This is a genomic window from Dyella sp. 2YAF14 (assembly GCF_052114725.1).
Lineage (GTDB): Bacteria > Pseudomonadota > Gammaproteobacteria > Xanthomonadales > Rhodanobacteraceae > Dyella.
On sequence record NZ_JBFRFH010000003.1, the window covers coordinates 288,020 to 308,934 of the forward strand.

The following is a 20,915-nucleotide window of genomic DNA, read 5'->3' on the forward strand; positions in this document are numbered from 1 at the left end:
TCTCCAGGCCATTCCCAAGCTCTTTGCCCTGCCCGCCCGTGACGCAATTTTCGCTGTTTTCCCAAGGCCCGCTGGTGCTGCTGGATGACACCAGCGGACGGATCGTCTATGAAGAAAACGTCATCCCCGCCGAGCAGGCGGCGCAGTGGCACGCGCTGCTGCTGGACAGCCCGATCTGGCGGCAACAGCGCCGCGTGATGTACGAACGCGAGCTCGATGTGCCGCGCCTGACTGCACATTTTGCAGCCGACGATGCGGATCTGCCCGAGCCCCTGGGCAAAGCGCTCGAGCAGGTGCGCGCCATCACCGGCGAGCAGTTCAACAGCATCGGCCTCAATCTCTATCGCGACGAGCACGACAGCGTCGCCATGCACAACGACCGCCTCGGCGATCTGCACGAAGGTCACCCGATCGCGCTGATCTCACTGGGCGAGACGCGACGCATGCACATCCGCAACAAGAAACACGTGCCGGCACGGCGCCTGGACCTGGATCTGGCGGCCGGCAGCCTGCTGCTGATGAGCTGGGAAACCCAGCTCCATTACGACCACGGCATTCCCAAGCAGACCCATCCGCTGGGCCCGCGCATCAGCCTCGCGTTCAGGACCCGCAAGCGCGACTGAATCTCGGGCCTGAACGCACAACGCAACACTCACGCCAGCGCGACGCCTTCTTGAAGAGCCAGGCGACAGCCTCGGGATACGTCCCGCAAAGGCCATCGCCATGAGCAACCACAAGAAAGAGCAGGACCCGCATCATCAGCCACCGGGCACCTCAGGCTATCCCGAACCGCAACCCACGCCATCGAAGGGCAAGAACATGCCCGACGAGCACACCCCGCATGAGCCGCAAAACAACCCACGGCAAAAGCCCAAGTCCTCGTAAGCAGATAGATCAGGCCGCCAGGCTTTTAATCACCGCATCGACGAAGGCAGGAATATCCGCGGGCTTCCGGCTGGTGATGAGCTGACCGTCGGTCACCACGTCGCGGTCCACCCAGGTGGCGCCGGCATTTTCGAGATCCTGGCGCAGGGACGGCCATGAGGTGACCTGGTGGCCCTTGACCAGGCCCGCATTGATCAAAGTCCACGGCCCATGGCAAATAGCGGCGATCGGCTTGCCCGCGCTGCCGAAGGCCTTGACGAATTCGACCGCCTGCGGAAGCTGGCGCAGGTTGTCCGGATTTATCACGCCGCCGGGCAACACCAGCGCATCGAAACCCTCGGCCTTGGCCTCGTCGAGCGATGCATCGACACGGACATCGTCACCCCAGTCCTTCTTGTTCCAGCCGGTGATCTGCTGCTTGCCTTCCGGGGCAATCACCGTCACCTGTGCACCCGCTTCTTCCAGCAAGCGCTTGGGCTCCATCAGCTCCGACTGTTCGAAACCGTCGGTGGCAAGCATCGCCACTTTGCGACCGTTGATTCTGGCTTGTGTCATGACGCTACCTCTCCTGACTGGTGGGTGCCGATCCTGCAAAACACGCCATACGGGTCGCGTCGGTTCTGCGTGGTCGCTGCGTGACGAGGTCGGGTTCGGCTCAGTCTTGCGTCATGTCCGAGATTCAAGCGGTTCGTCGCGACGCGCGCTTGCGGGCAGGTGCTTTCTTGGCGGTCTTCTTGGCCGTGGCGCGTTTGCGCGGAGTGCTGGTCTCCTTGGCCTTGCTGCGCGAAGCCGCTTTCTTTGCCGGCGTGCGTTTCTTGCTCGCCAGGCTCTTCTGCAGCAGCGACATGAAATCCACCACATTGGTGCTGGCGTCTTCCGGCGCCGACGGCTCGTCATCGATCGGCGTCACCACGCCCTTGGACTTCATGCGCTTCTCGATCACCTTGTGCAGGCGGTCGCGGAATTCGTCCCGGAAGTCGCCCGGCTCCCACTTGCCGGACATGGAATCGACCAGTTGCTCGGCCATCTGCAATTCCTTGGCGGTAATGCGATAGCTGGCTGTTTTCCCCGACGGCAGCGCGTAATCGTCCACATCTACCAGCTCCTGCGGATAGCGCAGCAGCACCAGCAGCAGGCTGTCATCCTTGGGAATCACCGCGGAGAGATAGCCACGCGTACGTATCACCACGCGTGCGATGCCGATCTTGCCGGTGCGTCGCAGCGTTTCGCGCAGCAGCACATAACCCTTTTCGGCCTTCTTGCCGGGCACCAGCACATAGGGCTTCTCGAAGTATTCGGGGCCTACGGCCGCGGCATCGACAAAGGCCTCCACCTCCACCGCCTCGCGCCCTTCCGGTGAGGCGGATTTGATGTCTTCGGGCCGCAGCACCACGTAGCTGCCCTTCTTGTATTCGTACGCCTTGACGATGTCCTTCCACGGCACCTCCTCGCCGGTGTCGGCGTTGACGCGCTCGTAGCGGATGGGCGTATTGCTGCGGCTGTCGAGCATGCGGAAATGCAGGTCGACGCGGCGCTCCGCCGGCATCACGGATACCGGCACGTTCAACAGACCGAACGACAGCGTTCCGTTCCAGATGGGGCGGGCCATGGCAGGGCTCCTCGAAAGACGAACCCTGAGCAAAAGCCCTCCCGCGTGAGCCCGCGGTGAGCCACGCGTGAAATCCCGCCCAGCAACGCCTGGCTCCCGCTAGGCGTGCTCGCTGGTGCCGTCCTTGATCGCCGCCAGCATCTCGCGCGCCAGGTCCACCATGGTGAACGGCTTGCTGATCAAGCGCACGCCGGGGTCGAGGACACCATTGTGGACAATCGCGTTACGCGTATAGCCGGTCATGTAGACCACGATCAGTTCGGGGTAGCGCTCCTTGGCCTTGCTGGCCAATTGACGGCCATTGGTGCCGGGCATCACCACATCGGTCAGCAGTACGCGGACGTCGGGGTGTTCGTCCAGGGCCATCAAGGCGGCATCCGCGCCGCCGGCTTCGATCGCGATATAGCCGATCTCGCGCAGCGCGTTGACCACGAACAGGCGCACATCCTGATCGTCCTCGACCACCAGCACTTTGTGCTGCGAGAGCAAGGCCTCCTCACGATGGGGCGCAACCGTCTCGTCCAGCGCCTCGGAGAAGTCGCGCGGCAGATAGATCTTCACCGTCGTACCGACGCCGATCTCGCTGTAGATCTTGATGTGCCCGTGCGATTGCTTGACGAAGCCGTGCACCTGGCTCAGGCCCAGGCCCGTACCCTTGCCCAGCTCCTTGGTGCTGAAGAACGGGTCGAAGGCTTTCTGCATGACCTCCGCGCTCATGCCGCCACCGGTGTCGGTCACCGCCACCATCACGTACTGGCCCGAGGTGACTTCCAGATGCTGCTTGGCGTAGGTGCGATCGAGCACGGTGTTGGCCGTCTCGATGGTGAGCTTGCCCGAGCCATTCATGGCGTCGCGGCTGTTCACCGCGAGATTGACGATAGCGCTTTCCAGTTGCGCGCGATCGACAAAGGCTGGCCACAGGCCGCCGGCCTGCACCGTCTCGATCTGGATGTTTTCGCCCAGCGACCGGCGCAATAGCGCGGACATGTCGCGAATGCACAGATTGATGTCGGTGGGTTTGGGTTGCAGCGCCTGCTGGCGCGAGAACGCCAGCAGTTGCTTGGTCAGCTCCCCCGCCATCATCGCGCCGTTGAGCGCGTTGTTGGCGGGCCCCTGCAGGCGAGCGTCCTCCGTGGGCAGCCGCCGTATCAGCAACTCGAGATTGCCGATGATGATGGCCAGCATATTGTTGAAATCGTGGGCGACGCCACCGGTGAGCTGGCCGATCGCTTCCATCTTCTGCGCCTGGCGCAGCTGTGCCTCGACTTCTTCGCGCTGCTGGATTTCCTGCTCCAGCGCCAGCACGGAGCGTCGCAACGCATGAGAGTGCTGCCGGCCCTCGCGTATCACCATATAGGCCAGCGCGCAGGCCAGCCCGATCGCCAGCACGATGGCGACCATCAGCAGCAGGCGCTGCGTATCCATGGCCGAGGTGCGCTTGCTCAGTACGTCCTGCTCGCCCCGGTCCATGCCGGTGACGACGCTGCGTATCTGCACCATCAGCTGGCGGCCGGCGTCGGTCTTGACCAGCGCGGCGGATTCATCGAGCTGGCCGTTGCCGCGCAGTTGCACGGTGCGGCCCAGCTCATCCATCTTCGCGGCGATCAGATCGAACAGCTGATTCTGCTGGGCAGCGCGCTCGGGGCTGAGCGCCACCATGCGGCGCAGCTGATCTTCGCGTTCGGGCAGTTGCGCCTTCGCCTCGAGGAAGGGCTGGAGATAGGAGCGATCGCCGGTCAGCAGATAACCGCGCTGCCCCGTCTCGGCATCCTGCACGAGACTGAAAAGCTCCCAGGTGCTCTGCTGCAGCTCCAGCGAATGCTCCACCCACCGTTCGGCGCGAAAACTCGACGCCACGGCAAACACGATCAATACGCAGGCCACGCCCAATAGCGCGAACCCGCCAACGATGCCTCGCCTCATGCGCGAGCGCATGGCTACCGATTCCATCGAACCCCCTTGAACACATCGCCGACACCGGCCAACGCGAGGACGGCGTGCTGCCAGCGAACTGGAAACATCACCGTTTCATAACGTAGATCCCGCGATTTTCCCCATACGCCCGAGGCTGTCAATCGGGTCTTTATGGTGTGTAGAGCGCGCAATTCCATTCACACGATTTCTTGATACGGTCATCACCTTCTCAGCCGCTACCATGCCTTCACGCGCCGTAGGGGCGCCAGGCTGGGGGAAAGCGAATGCGCATGATGGCCACGCGGGAACGCAGTGTCACCTCGCTCGGGGAACGGGCGGCGTTTGACGAGGCGATGGCCATTTACCTCAGGAAAGTTGCCGATTGCCGGCGCAGGCGCCTGGGGGCGGATCTGCTGCTGGTGTTGGCCTGCATGCTGCTTGCCGGAAGTGGACTGGTATCGCCCGCGCTGCGCCTGGCGGTGTTACCGTTGGCGTTTGGCGTGGCGTGGACGGGCGTTCACCTTGGCGAGCGAGCCTCGCGCGCGCGGGCTCGCCTACGCTGGTGAGCTGGACGGAGGGTTTGGACACCCTGTTGGCCGAGCGCGTGAGCGCACCGAATGATCTCTCTGTCACCGAACGCGGTGACTGCAGGCAAGCCATGAATGCATCGCCGTCGAGCTTCAGCAGCGCCATCCCAGGCTGGATCGGCGAAGCGTTCGGCCGGCCCTCGGCGACCGAAGCGATGCAGTGGCTGCTCGCCACCATCGGCCAACAGGTTGGCGCCGACGTGTGCCTAGTGTTGCGCCTCAACGGCGCGGGCACGCATGGCTCGCTCGCATCGTCGTATGGCCCAAGTGCTCAAGCCCTGTCGCGCGATCTGTATCCGCTGGGTGGCAGCACGATCGAGCACCTATTCAGCGCGCCCACGCCGGTTGCGCTCGAACGCAGCATGTTCAGTCGCGACCCCTGGCTGGCGAAGCTGGGCATCGCCGGCGGCGCTGCGGTGGCTTTGCAGCAAGGCCCCATGAAATTCGGTTCGCTGGGTGTCTATTTCACCCACGACGACGTCGATGTCAGCGATACCATCGCCTTGCTGGCCGAGATCCGCATGCTGATGTGGCCACTGCTGTGCTGGCAGATCCTGGGGGCGGAGAATGGAACGTCTACCGCCGCGATGGGCGCCGTCCACCGTGCCAACAATATCCTCAGCAATATCGTGCTGCTGACGGATCTGGCCCTGGATACGCCCTGCGGACGCGATGATGAGCATCTGCGCGCCTTGCTCCTGCGCATGGCCAGCGAAGGCGTGCGCTGTGCCGATGTGCTCAGGGAAATCAGTCCGGGCTGAAGAGTAGCGGCGCCCTGCCGAGCGCCGCTCTCCCTGTTAGAGCGTAAGTACGTGCAAATTAATGGTGCTTATCGAGGTCGCGCTGGCGATCGTGCTCTTTGCCGACTTCCTTCTGGATCTTGCCGGCATTCTTTTCGATATTGCCTGCGACTTCCTTGGCGGGATTGTTGGTGATCTTGCCGACGCCTTCTTTGATAGCGCCCTTTACTTCATGCTTGGTGCCTTCAACGCGATTCTTATCCATAACATCCTCCAGAGCCGCCTAATTGCGACAGGACGTTTTTAGGAATTGGGTGGTGCCCGCCCTGTGAAAATAGAAGAAAACACGGCGTTCTTCTGAATGCGTCTTCAGCTGCGCTCGCCACTTGTTAGCTGCACGGCAAGGACAGATGCGCAGCACGTGCGCATTCACGCCCCAGTCGGCGCGCTCAATTGAGCATGTCGCGCACCTTGGTCAGCAGCTGGTCGATCTCAAAGGGCTTGATCAGGATGTCCATGCCTTCGTCCAGCAACTCTTCGCCGGTCAATGCACGCTCGGCGTAGCCGGTCATGAAGAGAATCGGCAAGGCCGGTCGCCATGCGCGCGCCGCCTCAGCCAGCTGCCGGCCATTCATGCCCGGCAGGCCGACATCGGTTAGCAGGAGATGGATGGCGGCATCGCCGCGCAGGGCGCGCAACGCGGCCTCCACGTCCTCTGCCTCGGTACAGTGATAACCCGCATCGGAGAGCAGCTCGCGGGCCAGCGCGCGCAGCGAGGTGTTGTCCTCCACGATGAGGATGCTTTCGCCCTGCCCTTGCACCAGGTCGATCGAAGCATCGACTTCCTCTTCCACCTGCAAGTGTCCGCGCGGCAGGGTGATCCGCACTTCCGTGCCCACGCCGCTCTGGCTGCAGATGGATACGCGACCGCCGGACTGCCGCGAGAACCCGTAGATCATCGACAGCCCCAGGCCCGTGCCCTTGCCGATCGGCTTGGTCGAGAAGAACGGCTCGAACACGCGCTCCAGCACTTCAGGCTCGATGCCGGTGCCATTGTCGATCACCGCCACCTGCACATAGTCGCCATCGGGCAACTCGCTGTCGCCTTCCAGGCTGACCGTGGAGGTGAGCACGCGAATCTCGCCGCCGTTGGGCATGGCGTCGCGTGCATTGATGACCAGGTTGATGATGGCGTTTTCCAGCTGGTTCGCATCGACCTTGGCGATACCGGTGCCGTCCATCAAATCGAAGCGCAACTCGATATGCTCGCCGATGGTCCGGCGCAGCAGGTCGCCGAGCGAACGCATCAGCTGATTGATGTCCACCGGCCTGGGATCGAGCGGCTGCTGGCGCGCAAAGGCCAGCAGGCGATGCGTCAGCGACACGGCGCGGCGCGCCGAACCCAGCGCCATATCGGCAAAGCGCTGCACGCCTTCCACGCGACCCTCCGCGACATGGCGACTCATCAGGTCGATGCCGGTGATGATGGTGGTGAGCAGGTTGTTGAAGTCGTGCGCAATGCCGCCGGTCAGCTTGCCCAGCGCGTCCATCTTCATGGCCTGGTGCAGCTGCGACTCCGTGCGTTCGCGCTCGGCGATTTCCTGGGCCAGCTGGGTATTGACCGAGGCCAGGGCCGCCACATGGCGTTGCTCGCGCCGCCACTGCTCGGTGACATCCTCGACAAACACCAGGCCCAGGTCCGGCGCACGATACGGCGCGATACGCCACTCGATGTAACGAGCGACGCCGCGAATACTCATGGAGAAGGTGCCACGCCAGCGCTTGCGCTCTGACAGATGCGTGCGCAATTGCTCGATGGCATCTTCCTGATTGTGCTCGAATGCCGCCGGCAACCTGCCGTCGTCCGCGGCGCTGTCCAGCAGCCGCATGAAGGCCTCGTTCGCCTCATGGATCACCAGGCCCGAGTCCATCACCGCGATGGGTGCGATCGCGCTGGTGAAGATCTCGCGGAAGCGCGCCTCGCTTTCCAGCAGCGCATCTTCGGCAATACGCACACGCAACAAGGTGCGCAACGTGGCCAGCAGCACGTCCGGGTCCACCGGATGAATCAGGTAGGCATCGGCGCCCGCATCCAGGCCGGTGATCAAATCGTTGGTTTCGATCGACGCGGCCGACACGTGGATGACGGGCAGCAAGCGCGTCGGCGCCTGGCTACGCAGGTGCCGGACAATGTCGAAGCCGCTGATATCGGGCAGATTCACGTCCAGGATCAGGGCGGCAAACACATGCTGCGCCATCAAGGCGAGGCCTTCCGCGCCGGTGCCGGCCTCCAGCACGGGATAGCCGTGGCGCTCGAGCACGCGCCGCATCGAATAGCGTGTCGCGGCGTTGTCGTCGACGATCAGCAGCTGGTTATGGCGTGGCATCGGCAGCAGCCTCCGGGAGCGTGCGCGGCAGAACGACGAAGAACACCGAACCCTCGCCCGGCTTGCTTTCCATGCCGACGTGGCCACCGAGCAATTCCGCATAGCGCTTGCACAGCGCAAGACCCAGGCCGGTGCCGCGCAGGCGCTTCTGCAACGGCGATTCCAGCTGGCTGAAATCCTTGAACAGATCCTGCTGCAGATCTTGCGGGATGCCGATGCCGGTATCGCGCACGGCAAAGCACACGGTGCCGTCGTCCTGCAGAGTTGCCGACACTTTCACGGTGCCGCGCGGCGTGAACTTCAAGGCGTTGGAGATGTAATTGCGCAGGATCTGCGCCACCTTGCGGTCATCGGTGTAGAGCTTGGGCATGCCTTCGGGATCTTCGAAGATCAGGTCGGCGTCGGTCAGCTCGGTGATCGGACGGAAGGTGCCGCGCAGCGCGGAGAACAGGTCCACCATGTCGAACCAGGCCGGCGAGATGGTGATGCGCCCCGCCTCGATCTTGGCCAGGTCCAGCAAGTCGTCGACCATGTCGCTCAGTTCGCGCGCGGCGTTGGAGATGTACTTGACCTGGCGATGCTGTTCTTCCGAAAGCTGGCCATCCATTTCGTCGGTCATGATGCGCGCGATGCTGAGGATGGAACCCAGCGGCGTGCGGAATTCGTGACTCATATAGGACAGGAAGCGGCTCTTCAGCTCGGAGGCTTCGCGCAACTGCTCGGCCTGCTTGTCCAGTTCGGCGTAGAGCGCAACCACGCCCTGATTGGTTTCCTCAAGCTCGGCGCGCAGCGACTCCGACTCCTCGCGCAAGCGCTCCAACTCCTCGCGCATGGATGCCTCGGAACGGGGTTCAGTGGATTCAGACATGCGTCCGCTCCAGGGAGATCACCATGACGGTGGCGTCGTCGCGAATCCGATTGAAGTCGCGATGCAATACCGCGGCAATCACCGCCGGATGCCGCTGCCACAAGCCCGGATAATCCGCCATGCGCCACCTCGACTGCAGCCCGTCGCTATGCATGATCAGCAACTGCCCGATGATATCGCTGAAATCGAAGGCCTGGGCGCGTCGAAACTGCGCACCGACAATGCCGGGGTGGGAGGCCAGGCCGCGCGTGGCCTCCGGCGTGAGCAACGACGCAGAGATGTTGCCGATGCCGGAAAAGCGCAACGTTCCCTGGGCAGTGTCCACCCGAGCCAAGGCCACCGCACCACCGCGCGTACCCATCATGGCCTGGTGCAGATCCGCCATCAGGGCCGCAGGCTCGGCCAGCGGCTGGGCGACAAAGGCCTTGACGGCGGCCTCTGCGGCCAACGCTGCGGCTTCGCCATGTCCCAACCCGTCGACCATCAGGAACGACCAGGTGGTGCCCTTGCTCGCCAGCGCCCAGCCATCCCCGCAATACGCTTCACCATGCAACGCCGTCTGGCTCACGCCGAAACGCAGATCATCGTCGGCCTGCTGACGCGGATAGAAACGGGCCAGCACCACCGCGCCGCGGCTATCGGCGTAGACATCCATCACCTGCGACTGGCGAACCACGGCGCCGAGCCCGATGCCCCGCGTGCCGCCGGTGGAGAAGCCGTCCGGCAGGCAATGGGCAAGACTGAAGCCCGGTCCGCGGTCCACCGCGACGATCTCGATGCCGCGCGTGCGTCGCCCAGGGACCGCTCGCAAATAGACCGCGCCTCCACGGCCATGCTTGATCACATTGGTGGCCAGCTCGGTCACCACCAGCGCGACACGCCCGGCATCGCCATCGTCGAAACCCGCTTCATCGGCCAGCTGCTGCGCGTAACGGCGCGCCTGGCCGACCTGGGTGATTTCATCGATCGCAATGGCGACGCCAAGCGATCCAGGCAGCGTCAATTCCATTTGGTGATGGTGACGCGCGTTCCCTTTCCTGGCGCGCTCTGTATTTCGAATTGGTCGACCAGCCGCTTGGCACCTGCCAGGCCAAGCCCCAGGCCGTTGCCGGAGGTCCAGCCATCGGTCATGGCCTGCTTCAGATCGGCGATGCCCGGACCGGTATCGCGAAAAACCAGCTGCACGCCCTTGCGCGCGCCCTCTTCCACGATCGTCCAATCCATGTCTCCGCCGCCGCCGTAGATCACGGCGTTGCGCGCCAGCTCGCTGACCGCGGTCACCAGCTTGGTCTGATCCACCAGGCGCAAGCCGCATTCCTGCGCCAGCTTGCGCACGGCCTGGCGCCCGAGCACAACGTCCTGCTCAGAGCGGATGGCGTAGGTTCCACTGCGCGGCGTACTCATTGCGTCGGGACACGCTCGCGCAGAAGTTTCATGCCGCGCTCGACATCGAGCGCCGTGCTCACGCCGGACAAGGTGAGGCCCAGTTCCACCAGGGTGATGGCCACGGCCGGCTGCATGCCGACCACCACGGTCTCGGCATCCATGATGCGCGACAGGCCAGAGATCATGCCGATCATCCGGCCGATGAAGGAGTCGACCACGTCAAGCGCGGAAATATCGATCAGCACACCCTTGGCCGAGGTCTCGCTGATCTTGGCCGAGAGATCGTCCTGCAGTGTCATGGCGAGCTGATCATGCATGTCGACCTGGATGGTGACCAGCAGAAAGCTACCCATGCGAAGAATGGGAATGCGATCCATGAGCTTACCCGGCCTTCGTCACGCTCAGGCCCGAGCGCTTGAGCGCCAGCGCCAGCGCGTCGGCCAGGTTGGCCTTGGTCACGATACCGCCCAGGTCCAGGCCCAGATGCACGATGGTCTGCGCGATCTGCGGCCGGATGCCGCTGATGATGCAGTCCGCGCCCATCAGCCGGATCGCCGTCACGGTCTTCAACAGGTGCTGGGCCACCAGCGTATCCACGGTGGGCACGCCGGTGATGTCGATAATGGCGATATCCGAACCGGTTTCCACGATACGCTGCAGCAGAGACTCCATCACCACCTGGGTGCGCTGCGAATCGAGCGTACCGATCATCGGCAAGGCCAGCACGCCATCCCACAGCTTGACCACCGGCGTGGAAAGCTCGAGCAGTTCTTCCTGCTGACGCCGGATCACTTCTTCGCGGGACTTCTGGAACGCGCGAATGGTGTGCATGCCCAAGGTGTCGAGCAGCTCGGAGATGGCCCACAGCTCACCTGACAGCACCGAGGGATTGCTCGCATAGGTCTTCTGCAGCAGATCAAACAACGGACGCTTCAGCGAAAAGATGAAGTGCGCCGTGTGATACGAGTCGAAGCCCTGCATCGCGCGGCTGCGCGACAGCGTTTCGAGGAACTGGCGCGATTCCGCCCAATCGGTCGTTGACAGGTCGGCCGCATCGCCCGTGGCCGACGCGCTCACCAGCAAGGCCAGGAATTCCTTCGCCTGGCGGCTCACGTCGTCGCGACTGATGCGGTTATCCGACAACGAACCACCCTGCTCCAAGTTCGCGACCCACCCTGCGAGCAAGGCAGGCTCGTTGTTCTTGATGGCGTCGATGGTTGCCGGCTTGAGAATCGACATATGGCAGTCTCCCCATTGAATTCATTCATCATCCGGGATCAAGCAGGGCTTGGGAATAGGCGCTGAGTAAAAGATCGATGTGTATGGAAATTTGACACGCCGTTGACGCTCACGCCCTTAGACAGAACGGTTACAGCCTTTCGTCCACTAAGCGACTCCATGAGCTCCGATCACGTCCTGACCATTCTTCTCGTCGAAGATGACGACGGCATCCGCACGATTGCGAGCGTGTTATTGGAGTCGCAGGGCCATCGCGTGCATGCGATGGCCAATGGCGAACTGGCCAGCGAATGGCTTAAACAAGGCCAGCCCGACGTGCTGTTTACCGATATCAACATGCCCGGCGGCATGAGCGGCGCGGAACTGGCCCGCCTCGCGCGACTGGCCCATCCGGGGCTGCGCGTGCTGATGACCTCGGGCGAGGCCGTGCCCGATCCCGCATGGCTGGCGTCGGGCATCCACTATCTGAACAAGCCGTATGACCGTCGAACACTGCTTGCGGCCATCGACGCAACCGCCAAGGCCGTGGCCTGATCGATCACGTCCTGGCCGGCGGAGCCCCCATGCCCACCTCTGCCACCATGCGGCGAATACGCTGCAGCGCCCAATCGTGATCGTCGCGCGCAGCATTGCGCAGCACTTCTTCCGCCAGGCCTGAGAATTCCTGCCAGAACAAAGGCGGCTCCGGATATTTCCGGGCCAGTGCCTGCGCATAGCCTTGCAGTCGATCCAGATCGCTATCGAGGTTGTCGCGATTCTTGGTCATGGTGACTCAACGACTCATCTGGCCAAAGTCTTCGGCGCCTGTGTTGTAGCGGCGCGACGTTATGCATCGCGTCGCGAACATGTCGGCTGCGCGTGATGCGCACAGCCCTCTTGCAACGTCAGCCTAATGCGACAAGTGGATCTGCGCCTCACTCCGGATGTTTCACATTTGAGCGGCAGTGCACTCACGAGCGGACCGCCATCGTCGTCGCACACCCCACGACGAGGTTATTCCCCATGAGTCAGCACGACCACGAAATCAAGGTACTGAACGGCCTGATCGAAACCACCATCGACAGCGTCGACGGTTACGCCGAAGCGGCCAAGGATGCGGAAAACGCCCAGTTCCGCGATCTCTTCCTGACCCGCGCCGCCGAGCGCCGCCAGGTCGCCGCGCATCTGCGCGAGGCCGTGCGTCGCGAAGGCGGCGAGCCTGCCGATGACGGCACCGTGCTCGCTTCGGCGCATCGCGTCTTCACCGGCCTGCGCAGTTCCATGAGCCATGGCGACAAGGCGGTGATCGAGGAAGTGGAACGCGGCGAAGATCACATCAAGGCCAAATACGATGAAGCGCTCAAGGACGACAAGCTGTCGCTCTCTGCCCGCGAATCCATCCAGCAGGCCTATACCTCGGTGCGCCAGGGCCATGATCAGATGAGTGCGATCAAGCACGCCGTGCAGTAAATCATTGCCATCTCGTTGACCTGCGACGGACGGCATGCCGTCCGTCGCTTCGCTTGATCACATCTGCGGCTGCTGCTCCGGCGGTGGCACCGGATCGCCCACCGGTGGCGGCTGCGGCTCGGGATCGGTCAACGGCGGACGCGCGGGTGTGGGCGCCGGTGGCTCCGGCGGCGCGGGCGGCTCGACCGGGCTGGGCGGCCCCGGCGGCTTGACCGGATCGGGCGTGGGCGCAGGCACCTCGCCGTGCGCGACGTACATGACGAAGTTCTCGGCGATCATCGTTCGACTCCTGCGTAGACGCCTTCATCCTCGCCATTGGCGATTGAACTGCGTGCACGCACGGCGTGAATACCGATATTCACGGTGCGCCGTATCGGAACGATTCATCAGCCTGTACGCGCCGCTGTGATTGCTGCAACCGCAGCTGACTTGCACCATTGAAATTTGACTGGCTGGTCACTTGTTGGCGCGTAATTCTCGTTGCCATGCCAACGGAGGACCGACGCATGAAGACGCGTGCCATCACTACTCTCGCCATCGTCCTGATGACTTTTACGGGTGCGACGTTTGCGCAGACGCAAACCCGCACCGTGTGCGAAGACGTACCGGTGAAGCAGGTCAATTCCAGCGATACCCATCGCGTTGCAGGCACGGCCATCGGCGCCGTCGCTGGCGGCGTGCTCGGCAACCAGGTCGGCGGCGGCAAGGGCAAGACGCTTGCGACGGTCGGCGGCGCGGTCGCCGGCGGCGTGGTGGGCAACCAGGTGCAGAAATCGCATCAGGACAAAAACGCCACCTATACCACCGAACGCCGCTGCCATCAGGAGCAGTACTGATCCTCGCTGCATCACCCCCCATCCATCGCCCTTAGGAGACTCCTGCATGCAAACGTCCGTCTATTGCATGGCCCGCACCTCGGAGCAGGCTGAAGTGATCCTGCTGGAACTCAAGCAGGCCGGGTTCACCAATAACGATATTTCCGCCCTGCTGCCGGATCGCCGGGGCACCAAGGACTTCGCCCACGAGCACAACACCAAGGCGCCGGAGGGCGCGACCGCGGGCGGCATCGCCGGCATGGGCGTCGGCGCTGCACTGGGTTGGCTGGCTGGCGTCGGCGCGTTGGCGATACCGGGCGTCGGGCCATTTATCGCAGCCGGCCCGATCATGGCCGCACTCAGCGGCGCGGCCGTCGGCACCGCCACCGGCGGCGTGGTCGGCAGTCTGGTGGGTCTGGGCATGCCGGAGTTCGAAGCCAAGCGCTACGACGCGAAGATCCGCGAGGGGAACATCCTCATTTCCGTGCACACGGAAAGCGGCAAGCAAAAGGATGTCGCCAAGGACGTGTTCAAACGCAACAATGCGGACGATATCTCGACCGCTTCGGAGGCGCGGGTGCACTGAGCCCGCGGCGATCCTGACGCCAGCTGACTCGACCCAGCGGCGGCAACGAGGTTTTCACACGTGGCTCACGACCGGAACGATTTGATCCGGCCATTCACCACGTACAGCACAGTGGGGGCAAAGACATGCACGCCAAGAAACGTCGATCCGGTTTCGTGATACTGGTGGAAGACAATCGCCAGAACGCGCAGGCCACGGGTGAATACCTGGAAAGCCAGGGCTATACGGTGGATTACGCCTACGATGGCATCACCGGCCTGCACCTGGCTTCGTCCAACGACTACGACGCCGTCGTGCTCGACGGCATGCTGCCCGGCATGGATGGCCTGGAAGTCTGTCGCCGCCTGCGCACCGAGCACAAGCTGGCCGCGCCCATCCTGATGCTCACCGGCCGCAACACCCTGGACGACAAGGTCGCCGGTCTTGACACCGGTGCCGACGATTACCTGTGCAAGCCATTCGATCTGCGCGAGCTGGAAGCACGCCTGCGCACGCTCATCCGTCGTGAGCGGCGCCAGGTGTCGCGTGAAGTCCTCACGGTGGGTGATCTCACCTTCGACACCGGCACGCTGAGCGTGACGCGCGCCGAGCAGGAGCTCACTTTGTCGCCGATCGGATTGCGCCTGCTGGCCATCCTGATGCGCGAATCGCCCCGCGTGGTCAGCCGCTCCCGCCTGGAACGCGAAGTGTGGGGCGAATCGCTGCCCGATTCGGACACCTTGCGCTCGCACCTGTACATCTTGCGTCGCGCGATCGACAAGCCGTTTGCCAATCCCTTGATGCACACCTTGCCGACGGCCGGTTATCGCCTTGCCGATCTCTCGCCCGCCGCCAAGGGCGCAACGCCGAAGGCGTCGGGCACGACTCTCGCGATGGCCTGATACAGCGCCCCACATGCACCGACGCGACGGCCGCCGAGCAATCGGCGGCCGTTGTTTTTTCGAGAATGGTGGCGTCAAACATCATCTCCACGCAGGCTGCACCTTCGACCACGCAAAGTTGAAGGCACGGACCAACACCGCCCCGCGCAAGCAAACCATCGACCGCAAGCGCCGCGATACCCGCCTCGACGATTGGACGCATGCAGCCGCCAGGCTGATGCGCATCAACGCAGTCGCCCGGCCTACCGCATGGATGCACCCTTCCACCGATGACGCCACGCGGCGCCGTCCGCCATCAGCGAGGTGACCGTGCGTATCGCCCAGATCTCACCGCTCTATGAATCGGTTCCGCCCAAACTCTATGGTGGCACCGAGCGCATCGTCGCCTATCTGACCGACGCCCTGGTCAAACGCGGTCACGACGTCACCCTGTTCGCCAGCGCCGACGCCCAGACCCGGGCGCGATTGTGCGCCACGCGTGCGCAATCGATCCGGCTCGATCCATCGCCACTGAAATCCGATCTCGCCGCGCACCTGACCCTGCTGCACGAGGTACAGCGACAGATCGATCGATTCGATGTGCTGCACTTCCATATCGACCTGCTGCACCTGCCGGCGTTTGAAGCGGTGGCCTCGCGTACCATCACCACCTTGCACGGCCGCCTGGATCTGTCCGATCTGGCCGACGCCTATGCGCGCTGGCCGCAATATCCGCTGGTATCCATCTCCAGGCAGCAGCGCGCGCCCATGCCGAATGCGTCCTGGCTTGCCACCGTGCCCCACGGCATTCCGGCCGAGCTCTATCGTGCGCACCCGCACTCGGGCGAGGGCTATCTGGCCTTCCTCGGCCGCATTTCGCCGGAGAAGCGACCGGATCGGGCGATCGCCATCGCGCGACGTGCCGGCATTCCGCTGCGCATTGCCGCCAAGGTGGATGCGGTGGATAAGGCGTATTTCCACGAGCATATCGCGCCGATGCTCGACGATCCGCTGGTGCAATACGTGGGCGAGATCAGCGATGCAGAGAAAGAGGCGTTCCTCGGCAACGCGCGCGCCCTGTTGTTCCCGATCGACTGGCCCGAGCCGTTCGGGCTGGTGATGATCGAGGCGATGGCCTGCGGCACACCCGTCATCGCATGGAACTGCGGATCGGTGCCCAGCGTCGTCGACGATGGCTTGACCGGCTTCATAGTAAACAGTGAGGACGAAGCGGTCGAAGCCGTCAAACGCATTCCCAGGCTCAACCGCAAGAGTATCCGTAGCGTCTTCGAACGACGCTTCACTGCCGACGTCATGGCGGCCGCCTACGAGACGGTCTACCGCCAGGCCTTGATGGAGTCGGCCGATCTTCGCGCGGTAGGAACCTGAGCGGATGAATGAAGACGCGTTTACTCCCAATGAGATAACGGACAGCCTCAGCATCGGCGAAACGCGGGCGATGTTTGCGCTCAAGGCGGCGCACAGCTTTGCCGTGAGCGACGCACGCGGCGACATGCTGGGCGGCGCGGAGGGCATGTTTCGCAACGACACGCGCGTGCTGTCCCACTGGATCCTCGAGCTGGGCGGCGAGCGCCCTTCCCTGCTCAGCGGCGCGGTGAGCCACGACAACGTGCTGTTCACCGCCGACCTCACCAACGAGCCCTTGCCGCCCACCGGCGGCAAGGCGGCGCCGGCGGGCGTGATCCATGTGCAACGCACGCGGCTCCTGTGGGACAACCGCCTGTTCGAGCAGATCCACCTGCACAACTTCGACGACAGCGACCTGACGGTGCTGGTGCGCCTGCGCTTCCATGCGGATTTTCGCGACATCTTCGAAGTGCGCGGCATGACCCGCAAACAGCGCGGCGAAGCACTGCCCGCCCAGCTGCATGGCGACCACGTCCAGCTCGGTTATCGCGGGCTCGATGAAGTGTTGCGAAGCACGGTGATTTCGTTTTCCGAAAAACCGCATCAGCTCGCCGCGCAGCGGGCGGACTTCGAGCTGGCCATACCACGATTGGGCAGCACCTCGATTTACCTCGAGGTGGGCGACGAGCATCTGCAACCCACACGCGAACGCTACCGCAGCGCCGCCGCCGCAGCGCGCGCCACCATGCGCCGCCGTCGCCATCGTGGCGCCTGCCTGAAGAGCAATTCACGCCTGTTCAACAACTGGCTGGATCGCTCGCGCGCCGATATTGCGCTGCTGGTAGCTGACCTGCCTACCGGCCCTTACCCTTACGCAGGCATCCCCTGGTTTTCCACGCCGTTCGGGCGCGACGGGCTGATCACGGCCCTGCAGACGCTATGGGTGGATCCCAGTCTGGCGCGCGGCGTGCTGGCTTATCTGTCCAGTCGACAGGCCACGCAAACCTCGGCATTCCGCGATTCCGCGCCGGGCAAGATCATGCACGAGACGCGCTCGGGCGAAATGGCCTCACTGGGCGAAGTGCCCTTCGGTCTGTACTACGGCGGCGTGGACAGCACGCCGCTGTTCGTGATGCTGGCCGGCGCCTATGCGCAACGCACCGCCAACTATGCCTTCATCGACCAGCTATGGCCCTCGCTCAAGGCTGCCATGGGCTGGATTGAAACCACCTGCGATGCGCATGCCCACGGTTTTCTCGCCTATGCGCGCGGTGCCGAGGGCGGCCTGGTCAATCAGGGCTGGAAGGACAGCAACGATTCGGTCTTCCACGCCGATGGCCGCATTCCGCAGGGGCCGATCGCCCTGGTCGAAGTGCAGGGCTATGTCTATGCCGCGTTGCGCAGCATGGCGAAACTGGCCGAGCACCGCGGCGACAGCGACTGCGCGACACGCTGGCGCACCCGCGCCAGCGACATGCGGCACGCGGTGGAAGAGCTGTTCTGGGATGAGGACCTGGCCAACTACGCGATTGCCCGCGACGGCGACGATTCGCTATGCCGCGTGCGCGCTTCCAACGTGGGGCATCTGCTTTACACGGGACTGCCGCGCAAGAAGCGGGCGCGCCAGGTGATCCGCCAGCTCAGTTCGGCGGCCTTCGATGGCGGCTGGGGCATCCGCACGCTGGCGAACGAACAGGCGCGCTACAACCCCATGTCTTATCACGACGGTTCGGTATGGCCGCACGATGTCGCCATGGGCGCCGCAGGCATGGCGCAGTACGGCGAGCGCGCGGATGTGGTGCGCCTGGTCGGCGAGACCTTTGAGGCCGCCACGTACTTCGGCATGCGTCTGCCGGAGTTGTTCTGCGGCTTCCCCCGCCGCGCCGGCGAACCGCCGGTGGCCTACCCGGTGGCCTGCATGCCGCAGGCCTGGGCGGCCGGCACCATGTTCATGCTGATGCAGGCCTGTCTGGGCGTGGAGATCGACGGACGCCGCGGCATCGTGCACGTGCGTCGTCCGCGCCTGCCCCAAGGCATCGACCGACTGGTCGTCAACGGCCTCGAGGTGGGCGGCGCGCAACTGGACCTGGGCTTTGAACGCATCGGCGGACGCGTGGTGACCTTCCGCGAACGTGGCGACAACGACTTGCGCATCCAGGTCGAGCAATAGCGCTTAGAACATCGGATAGCAGCCCTGCACACCGTGCGTGGTCAACATGGCGCCGATGCGCGCCGTCAACCAGTCCTGATCGAGCGGATCGCTGCGCTGCATCAGCTCGTCGGCGAGCTCGGCGAAGCGCGGCCAGAATTCGGTTGCCGAAGGATGCGCCTGCAGCAACGAGGACACCTCGATGTCCAGTTCGTCGAGGCTGCGTTCCAGGCGTAGTCGGTTGGGCTTCATGGGCGGAGCCTAAGCCCGGATTCATCACGGCGATGTGGGATTTTTGCGAGCGGGGCGTCTTGCCTAAAACTGCCTTCGCCACGCCAGCACCGTGTCCGGAAAGAGCCCCGCCAGCGGCACGTCGACCGCCTCGCAGGCATCCATCACATAAGCCAGCGAACGGGCCGCCTCGCCCCGTTGAAGTTCGCGCGGCACATTGAAGGCCTCGTACTCGATGGCCTCCAGCATCCGCAGCGACCACTCGTAGAGACCGTCGCCCTGGCTCTGGAACCACCGTTGCAGCCAGTCCTTGAGCGTGTGCAATGGCAGGTCGTCGCGGACCGACACCTCCTGCAACTCGGCAGTCACTTCGGGACAGACGCCGCGCAGCCATTCGCTGTAACCGGCTGCCGCATCGGGTATGACCAGCGGCGCCGGCGAACGCTGTTCGGCATGCCGCAACAGGATGCTTCGCTCCACCTGGCGCGCCTGGGCGAGCCGTTCAGTTTCCAGCAGCAAGCCGCGATCCAGATCGAATACGTCGAAAAACCGTCGATGCAGGTTGCGCATGCGCACCAGCGGCTGCCGTGAGTAGCCGACTTTCACCAGGTCCTGCTCCCGCCATGGCAGCAGGTAGACGAAGGTACGCCCCTTGCTGAGCGTCCTGGGCATGACAAATTCATCCATGCGCACGATGGTTACACAGGCATCGCCCGAGTCGAAGCCCATGCCCCGGTCACAAAAGCCAATCAGGCGATTCACGCAGCCCGTGAAAGCCTCGCCGCATGACCGCGACCCAACAGGCAGCCACCCGACCCGAACGCGATGCCGCGTCCGAAGGCCTGGTCTATATGCGCGGCGACGAACCCGGCCTGCGTCGTCGTCGCCAGGGCAAGGGATTCGTCTATCTCGACGCCCGCGGGCATCGGGTCACCCAGGCACGCGTGCTCGATCGCATCCGCCTGCTCGCCATTCCGCCGGCCTATGTCGATGTCTGGATCAGCCCCAACCCGCGCGGCCACCTTCAGGCCACCGGGCGCGATGCCAAGGGTCGCAAGCAGTATCGCTACCACGCACGCTGGCGACGCGTGCGCGATGGCGGCAAGTTTTCGCATATGGCCGAATTCGGGGCTGCACTGCCGCGCATTCGGCGACGCGTTCGTCTCGATCTCGCGTTGCCCGGCTGGCCCAAGCAAAAAGTGTTGGCGCTGCTGGTGCGGCTACTGGATGAAACGCTGATCCGCGTGGGCAACGAGGCCTATGCCACGGACAACGGCAGTTACGGCCTCACCACGTTGCGCTCGCGCCACCTGCGCACGGAAGCCGGCAAGCTGCACCTTATTTTTCGCGCCAAAAGCGGACAGCAGAGCGACGTGACGCTCAGCAATAAACGCCTGGCTCGCCTGTTGCGACGCGTCCAGCAGCTGCCGGGACAGCGCCTGTTTCAATACGTCGACGATGACGGCAAGCGCCATGCCGTCGACTCGGGCATGGTCAACGACTACCTGCACGAGGCCAGCGGCGGCGATTTCACCGCCAAGGATTTTCGCACCTGGGCCGGTACGGTGATGGCGATCGGCCTGCTTGCCGAGCAGCCCATGCCGGCCGACGCCAGCGAGCGCGAGCTGCAGGAAGCGATCAACCTGGTCGTCCGTGAGGTGGCCGACGCGCTGCGCAACACGCCCAAGGTCTGCCGCACGTCGTATATCCACCCCAAGGCGTTCGAGGGATGGAAGGATGGCAGTCTGCAGCGCCTGGTACCTGCGTCAGTGGCGCATCAACCGAGAAAGCTGGAAAGCGCCACGCTGCGCTTTCTGAAATATCGTTCGCGCAGTCGCTGAG

Annotated in this window: 26 protein-coding genes; 12 read left to right on the plus strand and 14 right to left on the minus strand. The window is 63.9% G+C overall.

What is annotated here, in order from left to right:
- The first annotated feature begins 38 nt into the window (after positions 1-38).
- A complete protein-coding gene (locus AB4Y82_RS07440; protein WP_441602223.1) occupies positions 39-623 on the plus strand; it encodes an alpha-ketoglutarate-dependent dioxygenase AlkB in 585 nt (194 codons plus the stop codon).
- A 100-nt stretch (positions 624-723) separates the two neighbouring features.
- Positions 724-885 (plus strand): hypothetical protein, encoded by a 162-nt coding sequence (locus tag AB4Y82_RS07445; protein WP_441602224.1) that lies wholly within the window; start codon positions 724-726, stop codon positions 883-885.
- 9 nt (positions 886-894) lie between these two features.
- Here AB4Y82_RS07445 and AB4Y82_RS07450 read toward each other — a convergent pair whose 3' ends face one another.
- The 3 genes from AB4Y82_RS07450 to AB4Y82_RS07460 form a co-directional block, all read right to left on the minus strand.
- Entirely contained in the window at positions 895-1,440 is a 546-nt protein-coding gene (locus AB4Y82_RS07450) for a type 1 glutamine amidotransferase domain-containing protein (RefSeq protein WP_441602225.1), read from the minus strand.
- Positions 1,441-1,564: 124 nt separating this feature from the next.
- The gene (gene ku / locus AB4Y82_RS07455; protein ID WP_441602226.1) at positions 1,565-2,494 is read right to left on the minus strand and encodes a non-homologous end joining protein Ku; all 930 of its coding nucleotides are present in this window, start codon (positions 2,492-2,494) and stop codon (positions 1,565-1,567) included.
- 99 nt (positions 2,495-2,593) lie between these two features.
- On the minus strand, positions 2,594-4,429 hold the full coding sequence (locus tag AB4Y82_RS07460; protein ID WP_441611201.1) for a CHASE3 domain-containing protein: 1,836 nt from the start codon (positions 4,427-4,429) through the stop codon (positions 2,594-2,596).
- A 263-nt stretch (positions 4,430-4,692) separates the two neighbouring features.
- Here AB4Y82_RS07460 and AB4Y82_RS07465 point away from each other — a divergent pair, with 263 nt between their 5' ends.
- Entirely contained in the window at positions 4,693-4,974 is a 282-nt protein-coding gene (locus AB4Y82_RS07465; protein ID WP_441602228.1) for a hypothetical protein, read from the plus strand.
- 92 nt (positions 4,975-5,066) lie between these two features.
- Positions 5,067-5,756 carry a hypothetical protein gene (locus tag AB4Y82_RS07470; protein WP_441602229.1) on the plus strand — a complete coding sequence of 230 codons (690 nt, stop codon included), beginning with the start codon at positions 5,067-5,069 and terminating at the stop codon, positions 5,754-5,756.
- A 58-nt stretch (positions 5,757-5,814) separates the two neighbouring features.
- Here the strand turns inward: AB4Y82_RS07470 and AB4Y82_RS07475 are convergent, their stop codons facing one another.
- The 7 genes from AB4Y82_RS07475 to AB4Y82_RS07505 all read right to left on the minus strand — a co-directional run bounded on the left by AB4Y82_RS07475 (position 5,815) and on the right by AB4Y82_RS07505 (position 11,615).
- Positions 5,815-6,000: a CsbD family protein gene (locus tag AB4Y82_RS07475; RefSeq protein ID WP_441602230.1), complete on the minus strand. Its 186-nt coding sequence runs from the start codon at positions 5,998-6,000 to the stop codon at positions 5,815-5,817.
- Positions 6,001-6,184: 184 nt separating this feature from the next.
- Entirely contained in the window at positions 6,185-8,122 is a 1,938-nt protein-coding gene (locus AB4Y82_RS07480) for a response regulator (RefSeq protein ID WP_441602231.1), read from the minus strand.
- On the minus strand, positions 8,109-8,990 hold the full coding sequence (locus AB4Y82_RS07485; RefSeq protein WP_441602232.1) for a sensor histidine kinase: 882 nt from the start codon (positions 8,988-8,990) through the stop codon (positions 8,109-8,111). Before AB4Y82_RS07485 ends, AB4Y82_RS07480 begins: the two co-directional genes overlap by 14 nt.
- Positions 8,983-9,999, minus strand: coding sequence for an ATP-binding protein (locus AB4Y82_RS07490; protein WP_441602233.1), 1,017 nt, complete (start codon positions 9,997-9,999; stop codon positions 8,983-8,985). The genes AB4Y82_RS07485 and AB4Y82_RS07490 overlap by 8 nt, the downstream gene beginning before the upstream one ends.
- Positions 9,990-10,394, minus strand: coding sequence for an anti-sigma regulatory factor (locus AB4Y82_RS07495; protein ID WP_441602234.1), 405 nt, complete (start codon positions 10,392-10,394; stop codon positions 9,990-9,992). The genes AB4Y82_RS07490 and AB4Y82_RS07495 overlap by 10 nt, the downstream gene beginning before the upstream one ends.
- Positions 10,391-10,753, minus strand: coding sequence for an STAS domain-containing protein (locus AB4Y82_RS07500; protein WP_441602235.1), 363 nt, complete (start codon positions 10,751-10,753; stop codon positions 10,391-10,393). Before AB4Y82_RS07500 ends, AB4Y82_RS07495 begins: the two co-directional genes overlap by 4 nt.
- A gap of 4 nt (positions 10,754-10,757) precedes the next feature.
- Positions 10,758-11,615 (minus strand): STAS domain-containing protein, encoded by an 858-nt coding sequence (locus AB4Y82_RS07505; protein ID WP_441602236.1) that lies wholly within the window; start codon positions 11,613-11,615, stop codon positions 10,758-10,760.
- Between the two features lie 159 nt (positions 11,616-11,774).
- On the opposite strand from AB4Y82_RS07505, the gene AB4Y82_RS07510 reads away from it, so the two are divergent.
- On the plus strand, positions 11,775-12,149 hold the full coding sequence (locus AB4Y82_RS07510) for a response regulator (RefSeq protein WP_441602237.1): 375 nt from the start codon (positions 11,775-11,777) through the stop codon (positions 12,147-12,149).
- A 4-nt stretch (positions 12,150-12,153) separates the two neighbouring features.
- Here AB4Y82_RS07510 and AB4Y82_RS07515 read toward each other — a convergent pair whose 3' ends face one another.
- A complete protein-coding gene (locus tag AB4Y82_RS07515; RefSeq protein WP_441602238.1) occupies positions 12,154-12,381 on the minus strand; it encodes a hypothetical protein in 228 nt (75 codons plus the stop codon).
- Positions 12,382-12,617: 236 nt separating this feature from the next.
- Between AB4Y82_RS07515 and AB4Y82_RS07520 the strand changes: the two genes are divergently transcribed.
- A complete protein-coding gene (locus AB4Y82_RS07520) occupies positions 12,618-13,064 on the plus strand; it encodes a ferritin-like domain-containing protein (protein ID WP_441602239.1) in 447 nt (148 codons plus the stop codon).
- A gap of 57 nt (positions 13,065-13,121) precedes the next feature.
- Here AB4Y82_RS07520 and AB4Y82_RS07525 read toward each other — a convergent pair whose 3' ends face one another.
- On the minus strand, positions 13,122-13,343 hold the full coding sequence (locus AB4Y82_RS07525; RefSeq protein WP_441602240.1) for a hypothetical protein: 222 nt from the start codon (positions 13,341-13,343) through the stop codon (positions 13,122-13,124).
- Between the two features lie 266 nt (positions 13,344-13,609).
- Between AB4Y82_RS07525 and AB4Y82_RS07530 the strand changes: the two genes are divergently transcribed.
- From AB4Y82_RS07530 to AB4Y82_RS07550, 5 genes are all read left to right on the plus strand, one after another.
- Positions 13,610-13,900: a glycine zipper 2TM domain-containing protein gene (locus AB4Y82_RS07530; RefSeq protein WP_441602446.1), complete on the plus strand. Its 291-nt coding sequence runs from the start codon at positions 13,610-13,612 to the stop codon at positions 13,898-13,900.
- A 46-nt stretch (positions 13,901-13,946) separates the two neighbouring features.
- Positions 13,947-14,465 carry a hypothetical protein gene (locus AB4Y82_RS07535; protein WP_441602241.1) on the plus strand — a complete coding sequence of 173 codons (519 nt, stop codon included), beginning with the start codon at positions 13,947-13,949 and terminating at the stop codon, positions 14,463-14,465.
- A gap of 125 nt (positions 14,466-14,590) precedes the next feature.
- Entirely contained in the window at positions 14,591-15,346 is a 756-nt protein-coding gene (locus AB4Y82_RS07540) for a response regulator transcription factor (RefSeq protein ID WP_441602242.1), read from the plus strand.
- A 309-nt stretch (positions 15,347-15,655) separates the two neighbouring features.
- Positions 15,656-16,714 carry a glycosyltransferase family 4 protein gene (locus AB4Y82_RS07545; RefSeq protein ID WP_441602243.1) on the plus strand — a complete coding sequence of 353 codons (1,059 nt, stop codon included), beginning with the start codon at positions 15,656-15,658 and terminating at the stop codon, positions 16,712-16,714.
- A 4-nt stretch (positions 16,715-16,718) separates the two neighbouring features.
- Positions 16,719-18,863 (plus strand): amylo-alpha-1,6-glucosidase, encoded by a 2,145-nt coding sequence (locus AB4Y82_RS07550; RefSeq protein ID WP_441602244.1) that lies wholly within the window; start codon positions 16,719-16,721, stop codon positions 18,861-18,863.
- A 3-nt stretch (positions 18,864-18,866) separates the two neighbouring features.
- Here AB4Y82_RS07550 and AB4Y82_RS07555 read toward each other — a convergent pair whose 3' ends face one another.
- Together AB4Y82_RS07555 and AB4Y82_RS07560 are read right to left on the minus strand one after the other, a co-directional pair.
- On the minus strand, positions 18,867-19,094 hold the full coding sequence (locus AB4Y82_RS07555; RefSeq protein ID WP_441602245.1) for a hypothetical protein: 228 nt from the start codon (positions 19,092-19,094) through the stop codon (positions 18,867-18,869).
- A gap of 63 nt (positions 19,095-19,157) precedes the next feature.
- Positions 19,158-19,802 carry a GIY-YIG nuclease family protein gene (locus AB4Y82_RS07560; RefSeq protein WP_441611202.1) on the minus strand — a complete coding sequence of 215 codons (645 nt, stop codon included), beginning with the start codon at positions 19,800-19,802 and terminating at the stop codon, positions 19,158-19,160.
- Positions 19,803-19,858: 56 nt separating this feature from the next.
- Between AB4Y82_RS07560 and AB4Y82_RS07565 the strand changes: the two genes are divergently transcribed.
- The gene (locus AB4Y82_RS07565) at positions 19,859-20,914 is read left to right on the plus strand and encodes a DNA topoisomerase IB (protein ID WP_441602247.1); all 1,056 of its coding nucleotides are present in this window, start codon (positions 19,859-19,861) and stop codon (positions 20,912-20,914) included.
- Position 20,915: the final 1 nt, after the last annotated feature.